22 protein-coding genes are annotated in these 25,175 nt (G+C 69.1%); 14 read left to right on the plus strand and 8 right to left on the minus strand.

What is annotated here, in order from left to right; all coding sequences use genetic code 11:
• The first annotated feature begins 277 nt into the window (after positions 1 to 277).
• From AC1VVG_RS15380 to AC1VVG_RS15390, 3 genes are all read left to right on the plus strand, one after another.
• Complete coding sequence (locus AC1VVG_RS15380; RefSeq protein ID WP_482835818.1) at positions 278 to 1,195, plus strand: biotin--[acetyl-CoA-carboxylase] ligase; 918 nt, start codon at positions 278 to 280, stop codon at positions 1,193 to 1,195.
• Positions 1,192 to 1,977 (plus strand): type III pantothenate kinase, encoded by a 786-nt coding sequence (locus AC1VVG_RS15385; protein ID WP_482835819.1) that lies wholly within the window; start codon positions 1,192 to 1,194, stop codon positions 1,975 to 1,977. The genes AC1VVG_RS15380 and AC1VVG_RS15385 overlap by 4 nt, the downstream gene beginning before the upstream one ends.
• Before the next feature lie 197 nt (positions 1,978 to 2,174).
• Positions 2,175 to 2,417: a hypothetical protein gene (locus AC1VVG_RS15390; protein ID WP_034189182.1), complete on the plus strand. Its 243-nt coding sequence runs from the start codon at positions 2,175 to 2,177 to the stop codon at positions 2,415 to 2,417.
• A gap of 16 nt (positions 2,418 to 2,433) precedes the next feature.
• Here the strand turns inward: AC1VVG_RS15390 and rfaE2 are convergent, their stop codons facing one another.
• From rfaE2 to AC1VVG_RS15420, 6 genes are all read right to left on the minus strand, one after another.
• Positions 2,434 to 2,919: a D-glycero-beta-D-manno-heptose 1-phosphate adenylyltransferase gene (rfaE2, locus tag AC1VVG_RS15395; RefSeq protein WP_006477674.1), complete on the minus strand. Its 486-nt coding sequence runs from the start codon at positions 2,917 to 2,919 to the stop codon at positions 2,434 to 2,436.
• 150 nt (positions 2,920 to 3,069) lie between these two features.
• A complete protein-coding gene (locus AC1VVG_RS15400; protein WP_034189181.1) occupies positions 3,070 to 3,948 on the minus strand; it encodes a ferritin family protein in 879 nt (292 codons plus the stop codon).
• 466 nt (positions 3,949 to 4,414) lie between these two features.
• The gene (locus AC1VVG_RS15405; protein ID WP_482835820.1) at positions 4,415 to 5,641 is read right to left on the minus strand and encodes a patatin-like phospholipase family protein; all 1,227 of its coding nucleotides are present in this window, start codon (positions 5,639 to 5,641) and stop codon (positions 4,415 to 4,417) included.
• Positions 5,642 to 5,665: 24 nt separating this feature from the next.
• Positions 5,666 to 6,403 (minus strand): PhaM family polyhydroxyalkanoate granule multifunctional regulatory protein, encoded by a 738-nt coding sequence (locus tag AC1VVG_RS15410; protein ID WP_034189179.1) that lies wholly within the window; start codon positions 6,401 to 6,403, stop codon positions 5,666 to 5,668.
• Between the two features lie 81 nt (positions 6,404 to 6,484).
• Entirely contained in the window at positions 6,485 to 7,312 is an 828-nt protein-coding gene (locus AC1VVG_RS15415) for an enoyl-CoA hydratase/isomerase family protein (protein WP_034189178.1), read from the minus strand.
• Between the two features lie 109 nt (positions 7,313 to 7,421).
• A complete protein-coding gene (locus AC1VVG_RS15420; RefSeq protein ID WP_034189177.1) occupies positions 7,422 to 8,414 on the minus strand; it encodes a fumarylacetoacetate hydrolase family protein in 993 nt (330 codons plus the stop codon).
• A 130-nt stretch (positions 8,415 to 8,544) separates the two neighbouring features.
• On the opposite strand from AC1VVG_RS15420, the gene AC1VVG_RS15425 reads away from it, so the two are divergent.
• The 5 genes from AC1VVG_RS15425 (at position 8,545) to metH (ending at position 15,322) form a co-directional block, all read left to right on the plus strand.
• On the plus strand, positions 8,545 to 9,411 hold the full coding sequence (locus AC1VVG_RS15425; RefSeq protein WP_034189176.1) for an IclR family transcriptional regulator: 867 nt from the start codon (positions 8,545 to 8,547) through the stop codon (positions 9,409 to 9,411).
• Between the two features lie 107 nt (positions 9,412 to 9,518).
• Complete coding sequence (locus tag AC1VVG_RS15430; RefSeq protein ID WP_482835821.1) at positions 9,519 to 10,784, plus strand: DUF3108 domain-containing protein; 1,266 nt, start codon at positions 9,519 to 9,521, stop codon at positions 10,782 to 10,784.
• Between the two features lie 254 nt (positions 10,785 to 11,038).
• Complete coding sequence (locus AC1VVG_RS15435; protein ID WP_006477667.1) at positions 11,039 to 11,296, plus strand: BTH_I0359 family protein; 258 nt, start codon at positions 11,039 to 11,041, stop codon at positions 11,294 to 11,296.
• Between the two features lie 201 nt (positions 11,297 to 11,497).
• On the plus strand, positions 11,498 to 12,565 hold the full coding sequence (locus AC1VVG_RS15440; RefSeq protein WP_034189174.1) for a homocysteine S-methyltransferase family protein: 1,068 nt from the start codon (positions 11,498 to 11,500) through the stop codon (positions 12,563 to 12,565).
• Positions 12,566 to 12,604: 39 nt separating this feature from the next.
• On the plus strand, positions 12,605 to 15,322 hold the full coding sequence (gene metH / locus AC1VVG_RS15445; protein ID WP_049030054.1) for a methionine synthase: 2,718 nt from the start codon (positions 12,605 to 12,607) through the stop codon (positions 15,320 to 15,322).
• A 111-nt stretch (positions 15,323 to 15,433) separates the two neighbouring features.
• Here metH and AC1VVG_RS15450 read toward each other — a convergent pair whose 3' ends face one another.
• The gene (locus AC1VVG_RS15450) at positions 15,434 to 15,757 is read right to left on the minus strand and encodes a DUF1840 domain-containing protein (RefSeq protein ID WP_011353361.1); all 324 of its coding nucleotides are present in this window, start codon (positions 15,755 to 15,757) and stop codon (positions 15,434 to 15,436) included.
• Between the two features lie 200 nt (positions 15,758 to 15,957).
• Here AC1VVG_RS15450 and argS point away from each other — a divergent pair, with 200 nt between their 5' ends.
• From argS to AC1VVG_RS15480, 6 genes are all read left to right on the plus strand, one after another.
• Positions 15,958 to 17,739 (plus strand): arginine--tRNA ligase, encoded by a 1,782-nt coding sequence (gene argS / locus AC1VVG_RS15455; RefSeq protein WP_034189171.1) that lies wholly within the window; start codon positions 15,958 to 15,960, stop codon positions 17,737 to 17,739.
• A gap of 81 nt (positions 17,740 to 17,820) precedes the next feature.
• Positions 17,821 to 18,705, plus strand: a complete 885-nt coding sequence (locus AC1VVG_RS15460; RefSeq protein WP_059558836.1) for an SPOR domain-containing protein — start codon at positions 17,821 to 17,823, stop codon at positions 18,703 to 18,705.
• 70 nt (positions 18,706 to 18,775) lie between these two features.
• Complete coding sequence (locus AC1VVG_RS15465; protein ID WP_034189169.1) at positions 18,776 to 19,414, plus strand: thiol:disulfide interchange protein DsbA/DsbL; 639 nt, start codon at positions 18,776 to 18,778, stop codon at positions 19,412 to 19,414.
• Positions 19,415 to 19,433: 19 nt separating this feature from the next.
• Positions 19,434 to 20,207: an SDR family oxidoreductase gene (locus AC1VVG_RS15470; RefSeq protein WP_034189168.1), complete on the plus strand. Its 774-nt coding sequence runs from the start codon at positions 19,434 to 19,436 to the stop codon at positions 20,205 to 20,207.
• A 326-nt stretch (positions 20,208 to 20,533) separates the two neighbouring features.
• Positions 20,534 to 22,129 (plus strand): ABC transporter substrate-binding protein, encoded by a 1,596-nt coding sequence (locus AC1VVG_RS15475; RefSeq protein WP_034189167.1) that lies wholly within the window; start codon positions 20,534 to 20,536, stop codon positions 22,127 to 22,129.
• Between the two features lie 191 nt (positions 22,130 to 22,320).
• Positions 22,321 to 23,964, plus strand: coding sequence for an ABC-F family ATP-binding cassette domain-containing protein (locus tag AC1VVG_RS15480; protein ID WP_200086525.1), 1,644 nt, complete (start codon positions 22,321 to 22,323; stop codon positions 23,962 to 23,964).
• Positions 23,965 to 23,980: 16 nt separating this feature from the next.
• On the opposite strand, the gene AC1VVG_RS15485 is transcribed toward AC1VVG_RS15480, so the two are convergent.
• On the minus strand, positions 23,981 to 25,060 hold the full coding sequence (locus AC1VVG_RS15485; protein ID WP_482835822.1) for an MBL fold metallo-hydrolase: 1,080 nt from the start codon (positions 25,058 to 25,060) through the stop codon (positions 23,981 to 23,983).
• Positions 25,061 to 25,175 lie beyond the last annotated feature (115 nt).

The raw sequence follows: 25,175 nt of genomic DNA on the forward strand, positions 1-25,175 counted from the left end.
GCGACTCATCCGCGGTCCTCTTTCATCTCGAATTGGCGAAAATCGCGCAGCCCCCCAAACGCGTGACCGCAAATCGGGAATCAATCAGGAAAATTCGAAACCCCGAATAACGATCGTCCGTTGCGCGCGGCGCAACGCCTCATTGGCCGACAACGCCACGCGATGGCGTCGAGCATTCAGCGACGCCCCGGCCCCGGCACCGCAAGGGGCGCATCCCCGCCTCCCCGCCTCCCCGCTTCCCGACGCGCCCCCGCCCCCTGTCGCTACAATAGGCGCCATGAACGCCCCCACCTCCTCCGACACGCCCGAATCCGGCGACGCGCACATCGCGCGCAACCGGCTCGAGGCCCATCTGGACGCCGCGCCGCGCGCGTGGCCGCTCGACATCGTCGCCGCCACCGGCTCGACCAACGCCGACGTCGCGGCGCGGCTCAAGGCGCTGCCGCGCAACGCCCAGGCCCTGCCCGCGCCGCTCGTGCGCGTCGCGTTCGAGCAGACGGCCGGCCGCGGCCGGCAGGGCCGCCCGTGGTTCGCGCAGCCCGGCAATGCGCTGCTGTGCTCGGTCGGCTGCATCGTGCCGCGCCCCGTCGACGCGCTCGGCGGCCTCAGCATCGCGATCGGCGTCGCGCTCGCCGAAGGGCTGGCCACGCTGCCGCTCGACGCGCGCGCGCGCGTCGTGCTCAAATGGCCGAACGACCTGCTGCTGATGACCGACGACGGTGCGCCGCACATCGTCGGCAAGCTCGCCGGGATCCTGATCGAAACCGTCTGGACCACCGCCGACGCCACCGCCGTCGTGATCGGCTTCGGCATCAACGTGCGCGGCGCGGAAGCCGTCGCCGCGCAGGTCGATGCGCTGCGCGCGCGCGAAGCGACGCTCGCGAGCGGGCTGCCGCCCGCCGCGCTGTCGGTCGCATGCGCGTCGGCCAACCTCACCGATACGCTCACCGCGTCGCTGAACGCGCTCACGCCCGCGCTCGCGCAGTTCGGCACCGACGGCCTCGCGCCGTTCCTGCCGCGCTGGCACGCGCTGCACGCGTATGCGGGCCGCGAAGTCGTGCTGCTCGAGCAGGGTGTCGAACGTGCGCGCGGCATCGCGACGGGCATCGACTCGACCGGGCAACTGCTGCTCGACACGCCGGACGGCGTGCAGACGATCGCGGCCGGCGACGTATCGCTGCGCGAAGCGCAATGAGCGAGCCGCACCTGCTGATCGACGCCGGCAACAGCCGGATCAAGTGGGCGCTCGCCGACACGCGGCGCACGCTCGTCGATACGGGCGTGTTCGGCCACACGCGCGACGGCGGCGCCGATCCCGACTGGTCGCGCCTGGCGCGGCCGCACGGCGCGTGGATCTCGAACGTCGCCGGCACCGACGTCGCCGCGCGGATCGACGCGCTGCTCGACGGGCGCTGGCCGGGCCTGCCGCGCACGACGATCCGCGCGCGGCCCGCGCAATGCGGCGTGACGAACGGCTATACGACACCCGAACAGCTCGGCAGCGACCGCTGGGCCGGCCTGATCGGCGCGCATGCGGCGTTTCCCGGCGAGCATCTGCTGATCGCGACGTTCGGCACCGCGACGACGCTCGAGGCGCTGCGCGCGGACGGCCGCTTCACGGGCGGGCTGATCGCGCCGGGCTGGGCGCTGATGATGCGCGCGCTCGGCACGCACACCGCGCAGTTGCCGACGCTGACCACCGATATCGCGAGCGGGCTGCTCGCCGGTGCGCAGGCCGAGCCGTTCCAGGTCGATACGCCGCGCTCGCTGTCGGCCGGGTGCCTGTATGCGCAGGCCGGGCTGATCGAACGCGCGTGGCGCGACCTGGCCGAAGCCTGGCAGGCGCCCGTGCGGCTCGTACTGGCCGGCGGTGCGGCGGACGAGGTCGCGCGCGCGCTGACGGTCCCGCATACGCGGCACGATGCATTGATCCTGTCCGGGCTCGCGCTGATCGCGGCCGAGGCCGCGCAGGATTGACGGAACAGGTGCCGGCAGCGCGCCGGTACGTGACGGCGCGGGTCCGGACGGACCCGCGTCACACCGACGATGCAGTGCGCGCGGCGCGGCTGCAACCGCCCGCGCAATCGATCGGCGCGAACCATGAAAAAGCCGGCCATGCGGCCGGCTCGACTGAATGACGTGAACCACGTCGATGACGACAAGGAGTTTCGACGATGCTGCGCTGGCTGATCGCTGTTCTCTTTCTCGCCAACATGCTCGCGTTCGTGGTGGCACGCGGCGTGTTCGGGCCGCTGCCGGCGGCCGGCCCGCGCGAACCCGGCGTGCTGTCGCGGCAGGTGCGGCCCGACGCGCTGCGCGTGACACCGCTCGCGCAGGCGACCGACCAGCCCGTCATCGGCGGCCCGATCGCGCCGCCGGCGGTCACGACCGCACCGCTCGCCGCGTCCGCGCCCTGACGGCGCCGGTCCGCGCTCAGGGCTGCTGCGCGCGCACCTTCTTCAGCAGCGCGGTGGTCGAACGGTCGTGCTCGAACGGAATCGCCAACGCACGGCCGCCCCAGCCGCGCACGAGCGCCGATTCCGGCAACGCATCCATGTCGTAGTCGCCGCCCTTCACGAGGATGTCCGGACGGACGGCCTCGATCAGCGACACCGGCGTCTTTTCCCCGAACGTCACGACCCAGTCGACGCTTTCCAGCGCCGCGAGCAGTGCCGCGCGGTCTTCTTCGCGATTGATCGGCCGGTCGTCGCCCTTGCCGAGCATGCGCACCGACGCATCGCTGTTGACGCCGACGATCAGGCACGCGCCGAGCGCTTTCGCGTCGGCGAGATACGTGACGTGGCCGCGATGCAGGATGTCGAAGACGCCGTTGGTGAACACGACGGGCGACGGCAGCGACGCGCGCAGTGCGACGAGGGCATCACGGGTGATCAGCTTGCGTTCGAAGGTAGCGGACATGGTGGAGATCGGACGGAATGAACGATGGCCCGCGCAACGGCGGCGCCAGTTAAAAAGCCCGCCGGGCTGGCCAGGCGGGCTTCATGCAACGAATACGCGACGGCGCCGTGCGGCCGGCGCGCATCACGCCGGCGGCGGCACCTGCCGGCCTCAGGCCGGCTGCGCGGCCGACGACGGGCCGCTTTCGGCCTGCAGGCGGCCGGTGACTTCCTTGCGATAGCGGTTCAGCTCCTGCGCGGTCGCGAACGTACGCTCGAACAGGATCGACAGGTTGTGCAGGATCCGCTCGACGACCTTCTTTTCCCACTCCCCGTCGAAACGGATCTGCTCGTCGAGCCAGCGCTCGAGCCATTCCGGATCGGGCAGGCGCGACTGCACGGTGTCGCGCGGGAACAGCGCCTGATTCACGTGCAGGTTGGTCGGATGCAGCGGCTTCTCGGTGCGGCGCGCCGACGCCATCAGCACGCCGATCTTCGCGAACGCGGCGCGTGCGACGTCGCCGCAGTTGTTCAGCGCCTTCTTCATGTAGCGCAGGTAGGCGCCGCCATGACGCGCTTCGTCGCGCGAGATCGTTTCGTAGATCTGCTTGATGACGGGCTCGGTGTGCCAGTCGGCCGCGCAGCGGTACCAGTGGTTCAGGCGGATCTCGCCGCAGAAGTGCAGCATCAGCGTCTCGAGCGGCGGCGCCGGGTCGAACTGGAAGCGCACCGCGTGCAGTTCCTCTTCGGTCGGCACCATGTCCGGCTTGAAGCGGCGCAGGTATTCCATCAGCACGAGCGAATGCTTCTGCTCCTCGAAGAACCACACGCTCATGAACGCGGAAAAATCGCTGTCGTGCTGGTTGTCGCGCAGGAACATTTCGGTCGCGGGCAGCGCCGACCATTCGGTGATCGCGTTCATCTTGATCGTCTTCGCCTGCTCGTCGGTGAGCAGCGAAGCGTCGAACTTGTCCCACGGAATGTCCTTCTCCATGTCCCAGCGGACGGCTTCGAGCGACCTGTAAAGTTCCGGATAAAGCATCGTGTTCATGATGGTCCCACCCCTGTTCTGCGCAATGCGACTTCTCTAAACGTGACTGTTGCCGCGCCGGCGCGCCACGCGCGCTTTTTGCAGCCAAGACTCAAATTTTACGCGGGAAACCGACCCGCCGGACGTTGATTCCTCGTCCGGCAGCCGTGCGGCCGCGTCGCCGCCGTTGGGCATGCCGCAGCCGCGCTCCGTTCGGACGGAGCCGGCCACGCTTGCCTGCGTTGGGGGCCGGCGCTGGCCGGCTCGTTGGCGCGCCCGTCCCCTGCCCCAGGCGGGTTCCCCGGAGGGTCCCGTGCGGATGCCGGATCGGCGGGCTGCTCGATATGGTGTATACGGCGGCGGCCATGATATCACGCGTGCATGACGGTTCCGAGACGCTTGCCTGGTCGCGCGCCGCCCACTGCGGTGCGGCGATCGGTCGCGGGCAACCGTCGCGAAAACGCAACCTTACATTCCCCTGTGCGTGTCAGACCCGTATTTTGCCGGCCGCTTGGCCGCCTGCCGGCGGCGTGCCGGCCGCCGTCGCGCCGCTGCCGTCCGCCTGCGCGATCCAGCCGGCAAGCGTGTCGCGCTGCGCGCGCCCGTCGACGTAGCCGAGCTCGATCAGCTCGCGCGTGAATGCCTCCTCGAACAGCAGGTAGCTCGCGAACGACGCGCCGGCCGGCTGGCTGCCGCCGATCGCGCCGAGCAGCCCGCGCATCGTCGCCGGCATCTGCTTCAGGTGCTTCGCGGCGATCAGCTCGATGCGCTCGGACGGCGCGATCGCGAGCACGTCCACGTGCCGCCAGCCGCTGTCGACCTCGACCTGGTGCGGCAGGTGCTCGATCATCCGGTTGATGTGCTCGATGCGTTCGATGTCCGAACCGATCGAGTCGAGGAACACGCTCGCGAGTACCTGCTGGCCGATCTGCGCGAGCGTCGGGTAGCCGCGCACCAGCCCGGCGCCGTTCGCGGCCGGGATTTCGGGGCGCGGGTCGGCCGCGCCGATGACGACGATCCGGTCCGCACCGAAGTGGATGGCCGGCGACAGCGGCGCGATCTGCCGGATCGACCCGTCGCCGAAGTATTCGATCTGCCCGTCGAGCACGAGCGGCACGGCCGGGAACACGAACGGGATGGCCGACGACGCGAGCAGGTGCGACGCCGACAGGTCGACGAGTCGCGCGGTGCGCTGCGCGCGCCGCCATGCCTGGATCGGCTGCGCCGCCTGGTAGAACGTCAGGTGCCGGCCGCTCGAATAGCTGAGCGCGGTGATCGAAAGCGCATGCAGCAGCCGCGCCTCGAGCATCTGCTCGATCCGGTGGAAGCTCAGCTCGCGCTGCAGCAGGTGCGCGAGCGGCGTGTTGTCGAGCAACCCGCGCGGCGAGCGGCGGGCCGCCCAGCCGAACGTCATGGTCGCGAGCCAGCGCGCGCCGGCGGCCGCGATGCCGAGCCAGTCGCTGCGATACACGTAATCGGCGCGCAGCGGCTCCCAGAACTCGAGCAGGCGCCGCACGCCGTGAGAGAAATCGTCCGCGTGGCTCGCGAGCGACGTCGCGTTGATCGCGCCGGCCGACGAGCCGCACACCACCGCGAACGGCAGCGTGTGCCGCTGCGGATCGGCTTCGCGCGCGATCTCGGCCAGTGCCTTCAGCACGCCGACCTGGTAGGCGGCACGCGCGCCGCCCCCCATCAGAACGAGCGCGAGCCGCATGATCGACCTGCTACCGGCGCCGCGTCACGTCGAGCGCTTCGGCGGACGCGTTTCGGGCGACGAAGCGGCGGCGGCGCGCGCCGCGGCGGAGCCGGACGGCTTTGCGCGCTTCGCGGCGGGCTTGCGCGGCGCGGCGGCCGCCGGCGCCGGCTTCGCGACCGGTTCCGGCGCGGCGGCCGCATCCGGCGGCGCGTCGCCGGGCGCGGCGGGCTGCATGCCCGGCTGCGCCATCGCGAGGCTCGCGAGCTGGTTGAACTGCGACTGCAGCAGGTTCCACCAGCCGGCCGGGTCGAACGCCTGCCCGGCGTCGCCGGCGGGCGCATCGGCGGCATCCGGCGCCGGCGCCGCGTCGCCGGACGGTGCGGCCTTCGCCGCCTGCGCGGCGGCAACGGCCGCGTCCTCGGCCGCCGACATCGAGCTTTGCGCGAACGCGCCGAACGCACGCAGCGTCGCGAGCGTCGCACGCTGCACCTCGAGCGCCTGGATCGCGGACTGCAGCATCCCGAGGTTGAGCTTCAGCCACTGCTCGACCGCGCGCAGATCGGTGATCCGCTTGTCGAGTTCCTCGACGCTCGTGAGCGGCGCCATCATGTCGGACATGCTCGACAGCGACGGCGGCAGCCCTGTCGCCGCGCCGGGAAACGGCGCCATGCCGCCGAACGGCGACATCCGCATCATGTCCCACATGCGGTCCATCATGTCGGCGGGCTTGAAGCCGGCAAAGCCGGCGAAAGGGTTGGCGTCGGAGGCATCGGTCGTCATACGGGCATCCTGTTTGACTGGGGAAGCGAGGCGGCCGCCATGCGTCGCGCGGCCGCGCGTGAATCGATCATAGCGCGCGCGTCAGAACGGCGCGTCGCCGGGGAACGCGGGCGGGCGCCGCTCGCGCAGCGAGCGGATGCCCTCCTGCACGTCGGGCCCCGAGAAGCCCATGAACTCGAGCGCGAGCGACGTATCGAAGGTCGGCCCGGCCGAGCGCAGCCAGTTGTTCAGCGCGTACTTGGTCCAGCGGATCGCCGACTGCGAACCCTGCGCGAGCCGCTCGGCCACTTCGTACGCCTTCGGCAGCAGGTCGGCCGGCTCGACCGCGAGCGAGACCAGCCCGATCCGCTCGGCCTCCGCGCCGCTCACGGGCTCGCACAGCAGCAGGTAGTACTTCGCCTTCGCCATCCCGCACAGCAGCGGCCACACGATCGCCGCGTGGTCGCCGGCCGCGACGCCGAGCCGCGTATGGCCGTCGATGATGCGCGCATCCCGCGCGGCGATCGAGATGTCGGCGAGCAGCCCGGCGACGAGCCCCGCGCCGACGGCCGGGCCATGCATCGCCGACACGATCGGCTTGCTGCAGTTGATCACGTTGTAGACGAGGTCGCGCGCCTCGCGCCACACGCGGGCGCGCACGTCGAAGTCGTTGGCCATGTCCTCGACGAGCGCGAGATCGCCGCCCGCCGAAAAGCCCTTGCCTTCGCCGCGGATCACCGCGACGCGCGTGTCGGGATCGCGGTCGACGTCGCGCCAGATGTCGGCGAGCTCGCGATGCATGCGCGCGTTCGCGGTCGCGAGGCCGCTGCGGTTCGCCCCCTCGCCGCTCATCACGATGTCGAGCACGCCGTGGTCGCGGCGCGTCACCTTCAGTGCTTCGTAACCGCCGTACGCGGCGAGATCGGCCATGTGCCGCTCCTTGTTCGACGCTCTTGAATCGAGTGTAGCCAAGCCCGCGCGGGCAAACATCAGGCGAAACCCGGCGCGCGGACCGGGGCCGGGTGTCGCGGTACGCGGCTTACGCCGCGCCGTCGGGCGGGGCGACCGACTGCTCGATCGCGCCGAAGATCGACTTGCCGGCCGTGTCGAACATCTCGATGCGCACGGTGTCGCCGTAGCGCATGAATTCGGTCTGCGGCGCGCCGTGCTCGATCGTCTCCAGGCAGCGCTTCTCGGCGATGCAGCAGTAGCCGCGCTTCGCGTCCTTGTTCGACACCGTGCCCGAGCCGACGATCGAGCCGGCACGCAGGTTGCGCGTCTTCGCCGCGTGCGCGATCAACTGGCCGAAGTGGAACACCATGTCGGTACCCGCATCGGGCTGGCCGACCTTCCTGCCGTTCCAGTGGACGATCATCGGCCGGTGCACGCGGCCTTCGCGCCATTCGTCGCCGAGCTCGTCGGGCGTCACGGCGACCGGCGCGAACGCGGTGGCCGGCTTGCTCTGGAAGAAGCCGAAGCCCTTCGCGAGCTCGGCCGGAATCAGGTTGCGCAGCGACACGTCGTTCACGAGCGTGACGAGGCGCACGGCCTTCAACGCGGCGTCGGGCGATGCGCTCATCGGCACGTCGCCGGTGATCACCGCGACTTCCGCCTCGAAATCGATGCCCCATTCCTCCGACGGGCACACGACGTCGTCGCGCGGGCCCAGGAAATCGTCGCTGCCCCCCTGGTACATCAGCGGATCGGTCCAGAATTCGGGCGGCATCTCCGCGCCGCGCGCGCGGCGCACGAGCTCGACGTGGTTCACGTAGGCGGAGCCGTCGGCCCACTGGAACGCGCGCGGCAGCGGCGCCATGCAGTTGGCCGGATCGAACGCGAATGCATGGCGCGCGCGGCCGTGGTTCAGCGCGTCGTACAGGTCGCGCAGCTGCGGCGCGTAGAACGCCCAGTCGTCGAGGACGCGCTGCAGCGTCGGCGCGATCGTGTCGGCGATCGCCGCGGTGTGCAGGTCGCGCGACACGACGATCAGCTGGCCGTCGCGCGTGCCGTCCTTCAGCGAAGCAAGTTTCATAAGGGGGACTCTGCCGTTGTAGTGACGATGGAGGGAATCTATTTTACGATGGTGAATCCATGCGGCGCGCGACGATCGCGCCTGCCGTTTCCGCCCCGATTCCTGCCGCATTTTCGCGCCCCCGTTGCCCATGCCCGCCAGCCCGCTTCCCGACGACGATCTCGCCGACTCCGACACCGATGACGCCGCTTCCGGCGAGCACGGCGAGAAAGTCCGTTCCGGCATCCAGTCGATCGAGGTCGGCTTCCGCCTGCTCGACGTGCTGACGAGCGAGCCGCGCGCGATGATGCTGCGCGATCTCGCGCAGCGCGCGGGCATGAGTCCCGCGAAGGCGCATCGCTACCTCGTCAGCTTCTCGCGGCTCGGCGTCGTGTCGCAAGACCCGGTGTCCGGCCGCTACGAGCTGGGCGGTTTCGCGCTGCAGATGGGGCTCGCGCGGCTCGCGCGCGTCGACGGCGTGAAGCTCGCGCGGATCGCGCTGACCGAATTCCGCGACCGCCTCGACCAGACGGTCGGTATCGCGGTGTGGGGCAACCAGGGGCCGACGATCGTGCATTGGATGGAATCGAGCCATCCGGCGAAGGCGTCGCTGAAGCTCGGCGACGTGATGCCGCTGCTCGGCTCGGCGACGGGCCTGCTGTTCGCCGCGTACCTGCCGCGCGGCAAGACCGCCGCGATGCTCGAGCGCGAACTCGCCGATACGCGCCGCTCGCCGCACCACGGCGGCCCGCGCACGCTCGACGAGGTCGACGCGGTGCTCGCCGACGTGCGCCGGCACGAAGCCGCGCGCGTCGAAGGGATGCTGCTGCCGACGATCCACGCGTTCTGCATGCCGGTATTCGATGCGGTCGGCGAACTCGCGCTCGCGCTCGTCGCGCTCGGCCAGGAAGGCTCGTTCGACATCGCGTGGGGCGGCGAGATCGACACCGCGCTGCGCGCATGCGCGCGGAAACTGTCTTACGAACTCGGCTATAGTCCCGACGCACGCGACGCCTGACGCACCGCTACACGTCTCGCATCGCGAACGCGCAGCGCATCCGACGGTCCGATTCCTGTGGCGCGCTTGCGCGCCCGACGTCACGCGACCGCCCCGATCCTGTTCCGATGCCCATTCAGCCCGCCGACATCCGCCCGAGTCACGCCCTGCCCCGCCGCTGGCTGCGCGTGGCCGTCGCGCTCGTCGTCGTGCTGGTGCTGCATGCGCTCGCCGCCGTCTGGCTGATGCGCAGCCGCGAATCGTTCACGCCGCCGCCCGCCGAAATCCCCGTGCAGATCGAGCTGCTGAAACCGCGGCCGATCGAGCGCCAGCCCGCCCCGCCGGCGCCGAAGCCGGTCGAACGCCCGGCCCCCGCCGCGCCCAGGGCTGCCGCGCCGAAACCCGCGCCGACGCCCGAGCCGGTCCTCACGTCGACGCAGACAGCCGAGCACGGCGAACCGCCGCCTGCCGCCGCGTCGGCGGCGAGCGGCGTACCGGGTGCGTCGGGCGCGCAAGCCGCATCGGCCGCCGGCGCCGGCAGCGCCGCGACGCCGGGCCCCGCGACGAGCGGCGTGAAGTTCGCCGCGCCGCCGTCCGGCGACCTGCAATACGACACGTTCTACAACGGGATGCAGAACATGATCGGCACGATCCGCTGGCGCACCGACGGGCACACGTACGACCTGTCGGTGTCGATGCCCGTGCCGTTCGTCGGCCCGTTCACCTATCGCAGCGAAGGCCGCATCGACGCGTTCGGCATCGCGCCCGACCGTTACGTCGAGAAGCGCGGCAAGCGGCCGGAAGACATCGCGATCTTCAACCGCGAGATCCGGCAGGTCGTGTTCACGCGCACGCCGAACAACGCACCGCTGCCCGACGGCGTGCAGGACCGCTTCAGCATGCTGATGCAGTTGTCGGGGCTCGTGCGCGGCAATCCGTCCGCGTACAAGCCGGGCGTCACGCAGCAGTTCTTCGTGATCGACAACAACAGCGGCGAGACCTGGCCGATCGCCGTGATCGGCGACGAGCAGGTGCAGACGCAGGCCGGCATTATCGACGCGCGGCACTTCATGCGCCTGCCGCGCCGGGACGGCGATACGCGCCGCATCGACATGTGGCTCGCGCCGTCGCTCGGCTGGCTGCCCGCGCGGCTCATGCAGACCGAGCCGAACGGTGCACAGATCGAGCTGGTGTGGCATGGCCGCCTCGCGGCGCCGAGCGTGCCGGCCGACGCCGCGCCGCCGGGCGGCGCAACGAACGCGCCCGCCGGTGCGCCGGCGCCGGGGGCCTCGCCCACACCGGCCGCGGAACCGGCCCAACCGGTGCCGCCGGCCGCCGTGCAACCGCCCGCCCAACCGGCTGCGCCGCCGGCTGCTTCGACTGTCACACAGTGAACCCGCGCGTAAGCGCACGCGATTCGGCAATTTCGACCGATTACAGATTCCCGTGAAATGGCCGATGACACTCTTTAACAACTATTTCCGTCCACCGGCAGACAATGGGAAACGTTTCATCGATATCGGCTTCTAACCGATACACCCCACGCAAACGGGAACGGGGTGTGCAGCGCAAGCCCCTTGAAACCGGCAAGGCTCGCCCCACCTAGGGGACAACAAGGCCAGATGCCACTGCGAAGAGGAGTGCCGCCATGCAAATGATCTACAACAGCCCCAACTACTGCGTCGTCGAATTCGCGCCGCAGGCCGGCCATCATCTGATGAATGCCGGCGGATACGAAATCGTCGACAAGAACGCGCAGCGCGAAATCTTCATCGACGGCGAGCTTGCCGAACGATTCCGCGCACACGTGAAGCAATTGATCGAGGATGAGCCGTCGCTCGACGAGGTCGACGAATTCCTCGGACAATTCGACAGCCTGATGATGATGCCCGTCGTGCTGCACTGACGACCCGCGGCCCGGCGCCTCGTGCGGCCGGGCCATTCGCCGCGCACGCCGCGCGGCCCCCGCGAGCACTCCGATCACGCCCCCGCCCGGTTCGCCGGCGGGGGTTTTCATTTGGCGGGCCGCCCGCGCGGCGCAAGGCCGGGCGGCGCTCAGGCGCACCGGCTACAATGGCGGTTTTCCGTCTTCGCCGGTCTTCCGCCCATGTCTGCGACCCCTCTCGCCGCTTCCGTCCCGCTCGACGCGCCCTACACGCGCGGCGCCGCACTGCCCGCGCTGCTGAAATCGCGCATCCTGATCCTCGACGGCGCGATGGGCACGATGATCCAGCGCTACAAGCTCGACGAAGCCGCGTATCGCGGCGAGCGCTTCAAGGATTTCCCGCGCGACATCAAGGGCAACAACGAGCTGCTGTCGCTCACGCAGCCGCAGATCATCCGCGAGATCCACGACCAGTACTTCGCGGCCGGCGCCGACATCGTCGAGACCAACACGTTCGGCGCGACGACCGTCGCGCAGGCCGACTACGGGATGGAAGATCTCGTCGTCGAGATGAACGTCGAGTCGGCGAAGCTCGCGCGCGAATCGGCCGCGAAATACGCGACGCCGGACAAGCCGCGCTTCGTCGCGGGCGCGATCGGGCCGACGCCGAAGACGGCCAGCATCTCGCCCGACGTCAACGATCCGGGCGCGCGCAACGTCACGTTCGACGAGCTGCGCACGTCGTACTACCAGCAGGCGAAGGCGCTGCTCGACGGCGGCGTCGACCTGTTCCTCGTCGAGACGATCTTCGACACGCTGAACGCGAAGGCCGCGCTGTTCGCGCTCGACGAGCTGTTCGAGGATACCGGCGAGCGCCTGCCGATCATGATCTCGGGCACCGTCACCGACGCGTCGGGCCGGATCCTGTCAGGCCAGACGGTCGAGGCGTTCTGGAATTCGCTGCGCCATGCGAAGCCGCTCACGTTCGGCCTGAACTGCGCGCTCGGCGCGGCGCTGATGCGCCCGTACATCGCCGAGCTCGCGAAGCTGTGCGACACCTACGTGTCGTGCTACCCGAACGCGGGCCTGCCGAACCCGATGAGCGACACGGGCTTCGACGAAACGCCGGACGTCACGTCGGGCCTGCTGAAGGAATTCGCGCAGGCCGGGCTCGTGAACCTCGCGGGCGGCTGCTGCGGCACGACGCCCGAACACATCGCCGAAATCGCGAAGGCGCTCGCCGACGTGAAGCCGCGCCGCTGGCCGAACCAGTACAGCGACAACGCCTGACCGCCCCCCACGTCCTTCATCACCAGAATTCGCACCGCCATGACCGATCACATGATGCGCCTTGCCGGCCTCGAGCCGTTCAACGTCACGCCCGGGACGCTCTTCATCAACGTCGGCGAACGCACCAACGTCACCGGCTCGAAGGCGTTCGCCCGGATGATCCTCAACGGCCAGTTCGACGAGGCGCTCGCCGTCGCGCGCCAGCAGGTCGAGAACGGCGCGCAGGTGATCGACATCAACATGGACGAGGCGATGCTCGATTCGAAGGCGGCGATGGTGCGCTTCCTGAACCTGATCGCATCGGAGCCGGACATCGCGCGCGTGCCGATCATGATCGACTCGTCGAAGTGGGAGGTGATCGAGGCCGGCCTCAAGTGCGTGCAGGGCAAGGCGATCGTGAACTCGATCTCGCTGAAGGAAGGCGAGGACGCGTTCCGCCACCACGCGAACCTGATCCGCCGCTACGGCGCGGCCGCGGTCGTGATGGCGTTCGACGAAACGGGCCAGGCCGACACGTTCGAGCGCAAGACCGAGATCTGCAAGCGCTCGTACGACTTCCTCGTGAACGAAGTCGGCTTCCCGCCGGAAGACATCATCTTCGACCCGAACATCTTCGCGGTCGCGACGGGCATCGAGGAGCACAACAACTACGCGGTCGACTTCATCGAGGCGACCCGCTGGATCAAGCAGAACCTGCCGTACGCGAAGGTGAGCGGCGGCGTGTCGAACGTGTCGTTCTCGTTCCGCGGCAACGACCCGGTGCGCGAGGCGATCCACACCGTGTTCCTGTATCACGCGATCCAGGCCGGGATGGACATGGGCATCGTGAACGCGGGCCAGCTCGGCGTGTACGCCGATCTCGACGCGGAACTGCGCGAGCGCGTCGAGGACGTGATCCTGAACCGCCGCGCGGATTCGACCGACCGCCTGCTCGAGATCGCCGACAAGTTCAAGACCGGCGCCGCGAAGAAGGAAGAGAACCTCGAGTGGCGCAACCAGCCGGTCGAGAAGCGCCTCGCGCACGCGCTCGTGCACGGCATCACGAACTTCATCGTCGAGGACACCGAGGAAGCGCGCGCGAAGATCGCCGCGGCCGGCGGCCGTCCAATCAACGTGATCGAAGGGCCGCTGATGGACGGGATGAACGTCGTCGGCGACCTGTTCGGCCAGGGCAAGATGTTCCTGCCGCAGGTCGTGAAGTCGGCGCGCGTGATGAAGCAGGCCGTCGCGCACCTGATCCCGTTCATCGAGGAAGAAAAGCGCCTGCTCGCGGAAGCGGGCGGCGACGTGCGCGCGAAGGGCAAGATCGTCATCGCGACCGTGAAGGGCGACGTGCACGACATCGGCAAGAACATCGTGTCGGTCGTGCTCCAGTGCAACAACTTCGAAGTGGTCAACATGGGCGTGATGGTCCCGTGCAACGAGATCCTCGCGAAGGCGAAGGTCGAGGGCGCGGACATCATCGGGCTGTCGGGCCTCATCACGCCGAGCCTCGAGGAAATGGCGTACGTCGCGTCCGAAATGCAGCGCGACGACTACTTCCGCGTGAAGAAGATCCCGCTGCTGATCGGCGGCGCGACGACGTCGCGCGTGCACACGGCCGTGAAGATCGCGCCGCACTACGAAGGCCCGGTCGTCTACGTGCCGGACGCATCGCGCTCGGTGTCGGTCGCGTCGAACCTGCTGTCCGACGAAGGCGCGGCGAAGTACCTCGACGAGCTGAAATCCGACTACGAACGCATCCGCGACCAGCACGCGAACCGCAAGGCGCAGCCGATGGTCACGCTCGCCGAGGCGCGCGCGAACAAGACCCAGGTCGACTGGGCCGGCTATACGCCGGTGAAGCCGAAGTTCATCGGCCGCCGCGTGTTCAAGAACTACGACCTGGGCGAGCTCGCGAACTACATCGACTGGGGCCCGTTCTTCCAGACTTGGGACCTCGCGGGTCCATACCCGGCGATCCTGAACGACGAGATCGTCGGGGAATCGGCGCGGCGCGTGTTCTCCGACGCGAAGTCGATGCTCGCGCGCCTGATCCAGGGTCGCTGGCTGACCGCGAGCGGCGTGATTGCGCTGCTGCCGGCGAACACCGTCAATGACGACGACATCGAGATCTACAGCGACGAATCGCGCTCGGAAGTGCTGCTCACGTGGCGCAACCTGCGCCAGCAGAGCGTGCGGCCGGTGGTCGACGGCGTGATGCGGCCGAATCGTTCGCTCGCCGACTTCATCGCGCCGAAGGCGTCGGGCGTGGCCGACTACATCGGGATGTTCGCGGTGACGGCCGGCCTCGGCGTCGACGTGAAGGAAAAGCAGTTCGAAGCCGACCACGACGACTACAGCGCGATCATGCTGAAGGCGCTCGCCGACCGCTTCGCGGAAGCGTTCGCCGAAGCGATGCACGCGCGCGTGCGCCGCGAGCTGTGGGGCTACGCGAGCGGCGAGACGCTCGACAACGACGCGCTGATCGCGGAAAAGTACGCGGGCATCCGCCCGGCGCCCGGCTACCCGGCCTGCCCCGATCACCTCGTGAAGCGCGACATGTTCGACGTGCTGCATGCGGACGAGATCGGCATGAGCGTGACCGACTCGCTGGCGATGCTGCCGGCCGCGAGCGTGTCGGGCTTCTACCTCGCGCATCCGGACAGCCGCTATTTCTCGGTCGGCAAAATCGGGCAGGATCAGCTCGAGGATTACGCGCGGCGCATGGCGCTGTCGCTCGACGACGCGCGCCGCGCGCTCGCGCCGCAGCTCTGATCGACGCGGACGGGCGGCCACCCGCCCGTTTGATCAGACAAAAGAAAAAGCCCGCGTTCGAGCGGGCTTTTTCTTGCGTTGCCGGTCTTTCGACCTGCCGGGCAACGAAGCTCAGAAGCCCCAGTGCACGTCGGCCTCGCCGGCCTTCGCCTCGCGCAGCATCGTGAGGAACGGCGCGACGCGCTGTGCCAGGCTCGGCGGCACTTCGTGGTGCGCGTGGTCGGCTTCGTCCTCGTGGAAATGGCCGGCATGCTCGGCGCGTTCCTGCTTCGCCTGCGCAACGGCGCCTTCCAGCTTGGCGATCGCGTGGTCCAGCTCGTCGTGCGTAATCACACCGCGCTCGCCCAGCTGCTTGCCGACGAGGCCCAGCACGTACACGGCGAAATCCTTCAGCACGTCGAGATCCTGTGCCGCCTTGCTCTTGAACGTAATCATGACAATTCCCTTTTCATCTTGTTGTGCCTGCGCGGCGCGGTTGGGGAACGCTGGCAGACCGGCGTCCGGCCTCGCGGACGCGGACCGCCTGAGCGGCATATTAGCACCTGTTAAAATTCTGCGATCCCTGAAACGCGCGCTTAAAAAGCGCGCCGGCGGGCCGGCGTTTCCGGCCGCCACCAACGAAGCCTTCTACCAGCATGCTGCCAGCACACAAACAGACCCTCGAAGCCCTGCTCGCGGATAGCGTCAAGCAGGTCGCACACGCGCTGAAAGGCGCCGATGCGGCGTCCGTCGCCCCGACCATCACGCTGGAGCGTCCGAAGGTCGCCGCGCACGGCGACGTCGCGTGCAACGTCGCGATGCAGCTCGCCAAGCCGCTCGGCACGAACCCGCGCCAGCTCGCCGAACAGATCGTCGCCGCGCTCACCGCGCAGCCGGCCGCGCAAGGCCTCGTCGAAGCCGCCGAGATCGCCGGCCCCGGCTTCATCAACCTGCGCCTGTCGGCCGCCGCGAAGCAGGCGGTGATCGCCGCCGTGTTCGACCAGGGCCGCGCGTTCGGCACGTCGGATCGCGAAAAAGGCAAGCAAGTGTTGCTCGAATTCGTGTCGGCGAACCCGACCGGCCCGCTGCACGTCGGCCACGGCCGCCAGGCCGCGCTCGGCGACGTGCTCGCGAACGTGATCGCGAGCCAGGGCTACGCGGTGCACCGCGAGTTCTACTACAACGACGCCGGCGTGCAGATCGGCAACCTCGCGATCTCGACGCAGGCGCGCGCACGCGGCCTGAAGCCGGGCGACGCGGGCTGGCCGGAAGCCGCGTACAACGGCGAATACATCGCCGACATCGCACGCGACTTCCTGAACGGCGAGACGGTCGCCGCGTCGGACGGCGAACCGGTCAAGGGCACGGGCGACGTCGAGGATCTCGACGCGATCCGCAAGTTCGCGGTCACGTACCTGCGTCGCGAGCAGGACATGGACCTGCAGGCGTTCGGCGTGAAGTTCGACCAGTACTACCTCGAGTCGTCGCTGTACAGCGAAGGCCGCGTCGAGAAGACGGTCGACGCGCTGATCAAGGCCGGCATGACCTACGAGCAGGACGGCGCGCTGTGGCTGCGCACGACCGACGAAGGCGACGACAAGGATCGCGTGATGCGCAAGTCGGACGGCACGTACACGTACTTCGTGCCGGACGTCGCGTACCACGTGACGAAGTGGGAGCGCGGCTTCACGAAGGTGATCAACATCCAGGGCTCGGACCACCACGGCACGATCGCGCGCGTGCGCGCCGGCCTGCAGGGGCTGCACATCGGGATTCCGAAGGGCTATCCCGACTACGTGCTGCACAAGATGGTCACCGTGATGCGCGACGGCCAGGAAGTGAAGATCTCGAAGCGCGCGGGCAGCTACGTGACGGTGCGCGACCTGATCGAATGGTCGGGCGGCGCGGCGGCGGGCCAGGAAGCGGCACCCGACCTGATCGACGAGGCCACCATCACGCGCGGCCGCGACGCGGTGCGCTTCTTCCTGATCTCGCGCAAGGCCGATACCGAATTCGTGTTCGACATCGACCTCGCGCTGAAACAGAACGACGAAAACCCGGTCTATTACGTCCAGTACGCGCATGCGCGAATCTGCTCGGTGCTCAACGAACTGAAGTCGCGCTACAACGTCGACGTCGCGCAGCTGCCGGGCGCCGACCTGTCGCAGCTGACGAGCGCGCAGGCGGCGTCGCTGATGCAGAAGCTGGCCGAGTACCCGGACATGCTCACGCACGCGGCGAACGAGCTGGCGCCGCACGCGGTCGCGTTCTACCTGCGCGATCTCGCTGGCGAATTCCACTCGTTCTACAATGCGGAGCGCGTCCTGGTCGACGACGAAGCGCCGCGCAATGCGCGCGCCGCGCTGCTCGCCGCGACCCGGCAGGTGCTCGAGAACGGCCTGGCGGTGCTCGGCGTGTCCGCGCCCGCCAAGATGTAAGCAGCCCGATCCGGGCAGCGAATGGCCGCGGCAGCGCCTGCCGCGGCCTTTTCACGATTCTTTTTGCAGGTGACTCAAGCAATGGCACAACCACGCCGAACTTCGAAGCAATCGAAACAAGCCGGAGGGACATTTCTTGGAATCGTGCTGGGCCTGATCGTCGGCCTGGCGATCGCCGTGGTGGTGGCGCTCTACATCACGCGTTCGCCGTCTCCGTTCGTGTCGAAGGTCGCGCCGCCGCCGGCCGACAACGGCGCGAGCCAGCCGCAGCAGTTCGACCCGAACCGCGCGCTGCAGGGCAAGACGCCCGGCCAGCCGGTGCCGCAGGCCGCGCAGCCCGCACCGCCGAACACCGCGCCCGGCCAGGCCGCGAACCAGACCCAGGGCGGCCTGCTGCCCGAGCCGCAGATCGTCGAGGTGCCGCCGTCGGGCAACCCGAACGGCACCAGCGGTTCGAACAACACCGCGGCATCGAACAATACGTCGTCGGGCAACGGCGTCGCCGTCGCACCGAAGCCGGCCGACACCACGCCGCCGAAGAAGACGCAACAGGCGCAGCAACAGCAGCAAGGCGGCGAGGATGACCTCGCACGCTTCGCCGCGCAGAAGCAGGCGCAGCAGGCCGCCGCGCAAAAGCAGCAACAGCAGCTGGCCGCGAACACGCCGAAGCCGACGTCGTCGGCCGCCGCCGCCGCGGCCGCGAAGCCGCCGACCGCAAACGACGCGAACACCGGCTACTTCCTGCAAGTGGGCGCGTACAAGACCGAAGGCGACGCCGAGCAGCAGCGCGCGCGCCTCGGCTTCCAGGGCTTCGAGTCGAAGGTGTCGAAGCGCGACGTCAGCGGCGTGACCTATTTCCGCGTGCGCGTCGGCCCGTTCTCGAAGTTCGAGGATATGAACTCGGCCCGTCAGCGCCTGTCCGACGCAGGTGTCGACACGGCTGTGATCCGCTTCACGAAGCAGTAAGCCAACCGGCCGAGCCCACGCAGAACCCGTTACGTTCCGTAACCCGAGCAACTGATTCGACGTTCACAACATGAAAAAACTGCTTAGCACGCTCCTTCTGTCCCTGGGCCTGGCCGCCGGCCTCGTCCACGCTTCGCCCGCCGCGCCGGTCGCCGGCAAGGACTTCGAGGTGATGAAGTCGCCGCAGCCGGCGTCCGCGCCGGCCGGCAAGGTCGAGGTGATCGAGTTCTTCTGGTACGGCTGCCCGCACTGCTACGAATTCGAGCCGACGATCGAGGCCTGGGTGAAGAAACAGGGCAACAACATCGACTTCAAGCGCGTGCCGGTCGCGTTCCGCGACGACTTCGTTCCGCACTCGAAACTGTTCTACGCGGTGTCCGCGCTCGGCATCGCCGAGAAGGTCACGCCGGCGATCTTCAACGCGATCCACAAGCAGAAGAACTACCTGCTGACGCCGCAGGCGCAGGCCGACTTCCTGGCCACGCAAGGCGTCGACAAGAAGCAGTTCATGGACGCGTACAACTCGTTCAGCGTGCAGGGCGAGGTGAACCAGTCGGCCAAGCTGTTGAAGGACTACGCGATCGACGGCGTGCCGACGGTCGTCGTCCAGGGCAAGTACAAGACGGGCCCCGCCTACACGAACAGCATCCCGGGCACGGCCCAGGTGCTCGACTTCCTCGTGAAGCAGGTTCAGGACAAGAAGCTCTGATCCCCGTCCGCGCACCGGCATGACTACTCCGCTGAAGGTCTTCATCACCGGTGCGTCGAGCGGCCTCGGCCTCGCGATGGCCGAGGAATACGCCCGCCAGGGCGCCACGCTCGCCCTCGTCGCGCGGCGCACCGATGCCCTCGATGCGTTCGCGCGGCGCTTCCCCACGCTGTCCATCTCCGTCTATTCCGCCGACGTGCGCGACGCCGACGCGCTCGCGACGGCCGCCGCGTCGTTCATCGCGACGCATGGCTGCCCCGACGTCGTGATCGCGAACGCGGGCATCAGCCAGGGCGCCGTCACGGGCCAGGGCGACCTCGCGACGTTCCGCGACGTGATGGACATCAACTACTACGGGATGGTCGCGACGTTCGAGCCGTTCGTCGGCCCGATGACGGCCGCCCGCCACGGCACGCTGGTCGGCGTCGCGAGTGTCGCCGGCGTGCGCGGCCTGCCGGGCTCCGGCGCATACAGCGCGTCGAAATCGGCCGCGATCAAGTATCTCGAATCGCTGCGCGTCGAATTGCGCCCGGCCGGCGTCGGCGTCGTGACGATCGCGCCCGGCTACATCCGCACGCCGATGACCGCGCACAACCCGTACCGGATGCCGTTCCTGATGGACGCCGACCGCTTCGCCGCACGCGCGGCGCGCGCGATCGCGCGGCAGCACGCGTTCCGCGTGATTCCGTGGCAGATGGGCGTCGTCGCGAAGGTGCTGCACGTGCTGCCGCGCTGGCTGTACGACCGCCTGTTCGAAAAGGCGCCGCGCAAGCCGAAGGCCGGCGCGCACTGACGAGGCGTCGGCGCGGCCCGCGCGACGTGCGCCGGGCCGTATCGTCGCCGTCGACGCGTCGGTTCCGCGTCACCTTCCGAGGCGCCCTCGCCGCGCCCGTCCGCTTCGCCGTCCGCCCGTCCCCCTCACCGCGCCTGCGCCGCATCAACACCCGTTCCGTCGCGAACGCAGCCGTTTTTCGGTCAATTCGCCGCGTTCCGGCGCCTTTTTTCACGCGTCGCGCGCTTTGACGGTATGCTATTCGCCAGCCGCGCCGGCCCTGCCCGCTTCCGGGCCGCGCCCGCATCCGTCACCCAGCAAAAAACACAAGCCACGTGGGAGATCCTATGCACGTCAAGCTGTTCGCGGCGGCCGCCGTTGCCGCCGCCCTCGCCGCCCCCGGCCTCGCCGCCGCCAAGCCGCTCACCGTCTGCACGGAATCGAGCCCGGACGGCTTCGACGTCGTGCAGTACAACTCGCTCGTCACGACCAACGCATCGGCCGACGTGATCTTCAACACGCTCGTGTCCTACGACGAAGCCGCGAAGAAGGTCGTGCCCGCGCTCGCCGACAAATGGGAAGCGAGCGCCGACGGCCTCACGTACACGTTCCACCTGCGCCCGAACGTCGCGTTCCAGACCACCGACTATTTCAAGCCGGGCCGCGCGCTGAACGCGGACGACGTCGTGTTCACGTTCACGCGGATGCTCGACGATTCGAACCCGTGGCACAAGGTGGCCGGCGCGAGCGGCTTCCCGCACGCGCAGTCGATGGGCCTCGTGAAGCTCGTGAAGTCGGTCACGAAAGTCGACGACAGCACCGTGAAGTTCGTGCTGAACGAGCCGAACGCGACGTTCGTGCCGATCCTGACGATGGGCTTCGCGTCGATCTATTCGGCCGAATACGCGGACCAGTTGCTGAAGGCCGGCAAGCAGGCCGACCTGAACGCGAAGCCGGTCGGCACCGGCCCGTTCGTGCTGAAGAGCTATACGAAGGACGCGCTGATCCGCTACGACGTGAACCCGACGTACTGGGGCACGAAGCCGAAGGTCGACCGGCTGATCTATGCGATCACGCCCGACCCGTCGGTGCGGCTGCAGAAGGTGAAGGCCGGCGAATGCCAGATCGCGCTGTCGCCGAAGCCGCAGGACGTGCTCGCCGCGAAGGGCGACAGCGCGCTGAAGGTCGTGCAGACGCCCGCGTTCATGACCGCGTTCGTCGCGCTGAACACGCAGAAGAAGCCGCTCGACAACGACAAGGTGCGCGAGGCGCTGAACCTCGCGTTCGACCGTGCGACCTACCTGAAGGTCGTGTTCGACAACACCGCGACGGCCGCGAACAACCCGTACCCGCCGAACACGTGGAGCTATGCGAAGGATGTCGCGCCGTATCCGTACGATCCCGCGAAGGCGAAGCAGTTGCTCGCGCAGGCCGGCTTCCCGAACGGCTTCTCGACGACGATCTGGACGCGCCCGACCGGCAGCGTGCTGAACCCGAACCCGAAGGTCGGCGCGGAACTGCTGCAGGCCGACCTCGCGAAGATCGGCGTGAAGGCCGACGTGAAGGTGATCGAGTGGGGCGAGCTGATCAAGCAGGCGAAGCTCGGCCAGCACGACATGCTGTTCATGGGCTGGGCCGGCGACAACGGCGATCCGGACAACTACCTGTCGCCGCTGTTCAGCTGCAATGCAGTGAAGTCGGGCATCAACTTCGCGCGCTTCTGCGACGCGCAGCTCGACAAGCTGATCGCCGACGGCAAGTCGACGGCCGATCAGGCGAAGCGCGCGAAGCTGTACGAATCGGCGCAGAAGATCATCCACGACCAGGCGCTGTGGATCCCGCTCGGCTACCCGACGGCCGCCGCGCTCACGCGCACGAACGTGGGCGGTTATCACGTGAGTCCGTTCGGACGCCAGAACTTCACGACGGTGGCCGTGCAGTAACCGCGCGTGGCGCGCAAGCGACGGCCCCGCGCCGCTCGCTTGCGACCCGCGCGCGCCGCTTGCTACACTGCGCGCCTGTTCCTCCTACCGGACGCCAGCCAAAGTGAACCACTAAGCCTTCCCGAAATGTTTTCGCCGCCCGTGCCACGCACGCCGCGCGCGAAGGTCTTCACGCATTTTTGGAGGTGCTCATGGCTGCAGCCACGCCCGCCGGCGCGCTCGTCGCGCTTCATCACGTTTCCTTCCGCTTCGACGACGGCGTCACGCTGTTCGATTCGCTCGACCTGACCATCGATCGCACGCCGACCGGCATCGTCGGCCGCAACGGCGTCGGCAAGAGCCTGCTCGCGCAACTGATCGCGGGGCGCCGCGCGCCGAGCGCGGGGACCATCGAGCGGCACACGCCCGTCGTCTACGTCGCGCAGCAGCACGACGCGCTCGCCGCCGCCGGCCCGCGAACCGTCGCGCAGGTCGCCGCGCTCGATGTGCCGCTCGGCGCGCTCGCGCGTCTCGCGCACGGCCGCGCGGAGCCTCAAGATTTCGACTTGATCGGCGATCGCTGGGATCTCGCGGAGCGGCTGCGCACGGCGCTCGATGCGGCGGGCCTGCACGACGTGCGCCCCGACACGCCCGCTCATGCGCTGAGCGGCGGCCAGCGCGCACGCGTCGCGCTGACCGGCGCGCTGCTGTCCGGCGCCGGCCTGCTCGTGCTCGACGAACCGACCAACCATCTCGACGCGCCGGGCCGCGCGTGGCTGCGCGCGGCGCTCGACGGCTGGCGCGGCGGCGTCGTCATCGTCAGCCACGATCGTGCGCTGCTCGCCGGCGTGCAGCGCATCGTCGAGCTGACGCCGCACGGTGCGCGCTCGTATGGCGGCAACTACGCGCTCTACCGCGCGCAGCGCGACGCGGCGCAGCAGGCCGCCCAAGCGGCGCTCGACCATGCACGCACCGAGCGCGGGCGCGTACGGCGCAGGCTCGAACAGGAACACGACACGATCCAGCGTCACGCGGCCGCATCGCTGCGCGACGCGAAGACGGCGAACCTGTCGTCGGGGGCGAAGCAAAGCCGCAAGGGGGCGGCGCGCAACATCATGGGGGCCGTCCGGCGTCAACAGGGCGACTTCAAGGCGACGCTCGACGAACGCGTGCAGGAAGCGGCCGCGCGCGTCGAAGAAGATGCCCCCGTGCTCGTATCGCTGCCGGGTACCGAGGTCAGCGCGCGCCGCCAGCTGTTCACGCTCGACCGAGCGCAACCGCCGTGGCGCGTCGCGGGCGGCACCGGCGAAATCACGTGGTCCGCGAGCGGCCCCGTGCGCGTCGCGCTGACGGGCCCGAACGGCTGCGGCAAATCGACCTTGCTGAGGATGCTCGCGGGCGAACTCGAACCGCGCTCAGGTGCCTGCACGACACACGTCAGCGCCGCCTATCTCGACCAGCGGCTCGCGCTGCTCGACCCCGAGCATTCGATCGTCGAGCAGTTGGGGCTGCTCGATACACCGCTCGCCGAAGGCGACCTGCGCAGCCGTCTCGCGTTGTTGCAGCTCGATGCAACGCGCGCGACGCAGCCCGCCCGGCAGCTGAGCGGCGGCGAACGGCTGAAGGCCGCGCTCGCCTGTGCGTTGTGGCGCGGCACGCCCGCGCAGTTGTTGCTGCTCGACGAGCCGACCAATCACCTCGATCTCGAATCGGTGCGTGCGATCGAAGCCGCGCTGGCCGGTTTCCCCGGCGCGATCGTGGTGGCGTCGCACGACGGCGCGTTTCTCGCCGCGCTCGAGCCGACGCACACGATGCAATGGCATCGCGACGGGTGGCGCTACGAACCCGTCGTGTAAGGACGACGAAGCGCACTCAGCCGGCGGTGCGGAACCGCAGCACGCCGTCGTCGCCCTGCTCGCGCACGAGCTCGCCCGCGAGCCACAGCAGGTTCAGGTGCGCGAGCGCCTCGCCGAGCGCGAACGTCATCTGGTGGATGTCGAGCTCGCGGCGGCGGAACATGATCGGCACGATGTCGGCCGCGCTCGTCGGCTTTTCCGCGCACGCGACCCGCACTTCGGCGAGCCGCGCATCGTGGTGTTCGCGCAGCTGCGCGATGCGCGTGCGCACGCCGCGGAACGGCTTGCCGTGCGACGGCAGCACGAGCGTGTCGGCCGCCATCGTCTCGTAGCGGCCGAGCGACTGCAGGTACAGCGCGAGCGGGTTCCCTTCCGGCTCGAGGTCGAACACCGACACGTTCGTCGAGATGCGCGGCAGCACCATGTCGCCGGAAATCAGCACGCCGTCCGCTTCGCTGTGCAGCGCGCAATGTTCAGGCGAATGGCCGAAGCCGGTGACGACGCGCCACGTGCGCGCCCCGATCCCGACCGCGTCGCCTTCGCGCAGGCGGCGGTAGCGCGGCGGCACGGCCGGCACGAGATCCGAGTAGTAGCTGCGGCGGTTGCGCAGCTTGTCGAGCGCGGCGGGATCGGTCAGCCCGTGGCGCGCGAAGTGATCGGCGGCGGCCGCGCCGCCCGCGTTCGAGCCGTTGCCGGCCGCCATCAGGCAGCCGAACATGTATTCGCCGAGCGTCATCCACAGCCGCACGTTCCAGCGGCCCTGGTCGCCGCCTTCGCACAACCAGTTCGCGAGGCCGAAGTGATCGGGGTGGCAGTGCGTGACCAGCACGCGCAGCACCGGCAGGCCGTCGAGATGCGTGTCGAAGATCTGCTCCCAGTGCGCGCGGATCGCGTCCGACGAGATCCCGCAATCGACGATCGTCCAGCCTTGCTGCCCGTCGATCTCGTCGCGCAGCAGCCAGAGATTGATGTGATCGAGCGAGAACGGCAGCGGCATGCGCAGCCAGCGCACGCCGGGCGCGACCTCGAACGTGTCGCCGGCGGCAGGCAGCGTGTCGGCGAAGGGATAGTCGAGTTGGTGTTCCAGTGCGTTCATCGGTGGGGCGTCTCGTCGTTATCGGTGCGAATGCCCGCCGGCGGCAGGCACGGCGGGCGGTGCGTCGATTCTATCGCCTCGTGCGGAACGCGTGCCCGGCGGCGGCCGGGCGGTC

The sequence above is a fragment of the Burkholderia sp. L-4 genome, from assembly GCF_056856535.1.

Coding starts and splice junctions, on each gene's coding strand:
- AC1VVG_RS15480 (WP_200086525.1), top strand. CDS start 22,321: ATGGCTGCAGCCACGCCCGCCGGCGCGCTCGTCGCGCTTCATCACGTT.
- AC1VVG_RS15400 (WP_034189181.1), bottom strand. CDS start 3,948: ATGAACACGATGCTTTATCCGGAACTTTACAGGTCGCTCGAAGCCGTC.
- AC1VVG_RS15485 (WP_482835822.1), bottom strand. CDS start 25,060: ATGAACGCACTGGAACACCAACTCGACTATCCCTTCGCCGACACGCTG.
- AC1VVG_RS15430 (WP_482835821.1), top strand. CDS start 9,519: ATGCCCATTCAGCCCGCCGACATCCGCCCGAGTCACGCCCTGCCCCGC.
- AC1VVG_RS15385 (WP_482835819.1), top strand. CDS start 1,192: ATGAGCGAGCCGCACCTGCTGATCGACGCCGGCAACAGCCGGATCAAG.
- AC1VVG_RS15435 (WP_006477667.1), top strand. CDS start 11,039: ATGCAAATGATCTACAACAGCCCCAACTACTGCGTCGTCGAATTCGCG.
- AC1VVG_RS15460 (WP_059558836.1), top strand. CDS start 17,821: ATGGCACAACCACGCCGAACTTCGAAGCAATCGAAACAAGCCGGAGGG.
- AC1VVG_RS15450 (WP_011353361.1), bottom strand. CDS start 15,757: ATGATTACGTTCAAGAGCAAGGCGGCACAGGATCTCGACGTGCTGAAG.
- metH (WP_049030054.1), top strand. CDS start 12,605: ATGACCGATCACATGATGCGCCTTGCCGGCCTCGAGCCGTTCAACGTC.
- AC1VVG_RS15415 (WP_034189178.1), bottom strand. CDS start 7,312: ATGGCCGATCTCGCCGCGTACGGCGGTTACGAAGCACTGAAGGTGACG.
- AC1VVG_RS15380 (WP_482835818.1), top strand. CDS start 278: ATGAACGCCCCCACCTCCTCCGACACGCCCGAATCCGGCGACGCGCAC.
- argS (WP_034189171.1), top strand. CDS start 15,958: ATGCTGCCAGCACACAAACAGACCCTCGAAGCCCTGCTCGCGGATAGC.
- AC1VVG_RS15475 (WP_034189167.1), top strand. CDS start 20,534: ATGCACGTCAAGCTGTTCGCGGCGGCCGCCGTTGCCGCCGCCCTCGCC.
- AC1VVG_RS15390 (WP_034189182.1), top strand. CDS start 2,175: ATGCTGCGCTGGCTGATCGCTGTTCTCTTTCTCGCCAACATGCTCGCG.
- AC1VVG_RS15425 (WP_034189176.1), top strand. CDS start 8,545: ATGCCCGCCAGCCCGCTTCCCGACGACGATCTCGCCGACTCCGACACC.
- AC1VVG_RS15465 (WP_034189169.1), top strand. CDS start 18,776: ATGAAAAAACTGCTTAGCACGCTCCTTCTGTCCCTGGGCCTGGCCGCC.
- AC1VVG_RS15420 (WP_034189177.1), bottom strand. CDS start 8,414: ATGAAACTTGCTTCGCTGAAGGACGGCACGCGCGACGGCCAGCTGATC.
- AC1VVG_RS15440 (WP_034189174.1), top strand. CDS start 11,498: ATGTCTGCGACCCCTCTCGCCGCTTCCGTCCCGCTCGACGCGCCCTAC.
- rfaE2 (WP_006477674.1), bottom strand. CDS start 2,919: ATGTCCGCTACCTTCGAACGCAAGCTGATCACCCGTGATGCCCTCGTC.
- AC1VVG_RS15470 (WP_034189168.1), top strand. CDS start 19,434: ATGACTACTCCGCTGAAGGTCTTCATCACCGGTGCGTCGAGCGGCCTC.
- AC1VVG_RS15405 (WP_482835820.1), bottom strand. CDS start 5,641: ATGCGGCTCGCGCTCGTTCTGATGGGGGGCGGCGCGCGTGCCGCCTAC.
- AC1VVG_RS15410 (WP_034189179.1), bottom strand. CDS start 6,403: ATGACGACCGATGCCTCCGACGCCAACCCTTTCGCCGGCTTTGCCGGC.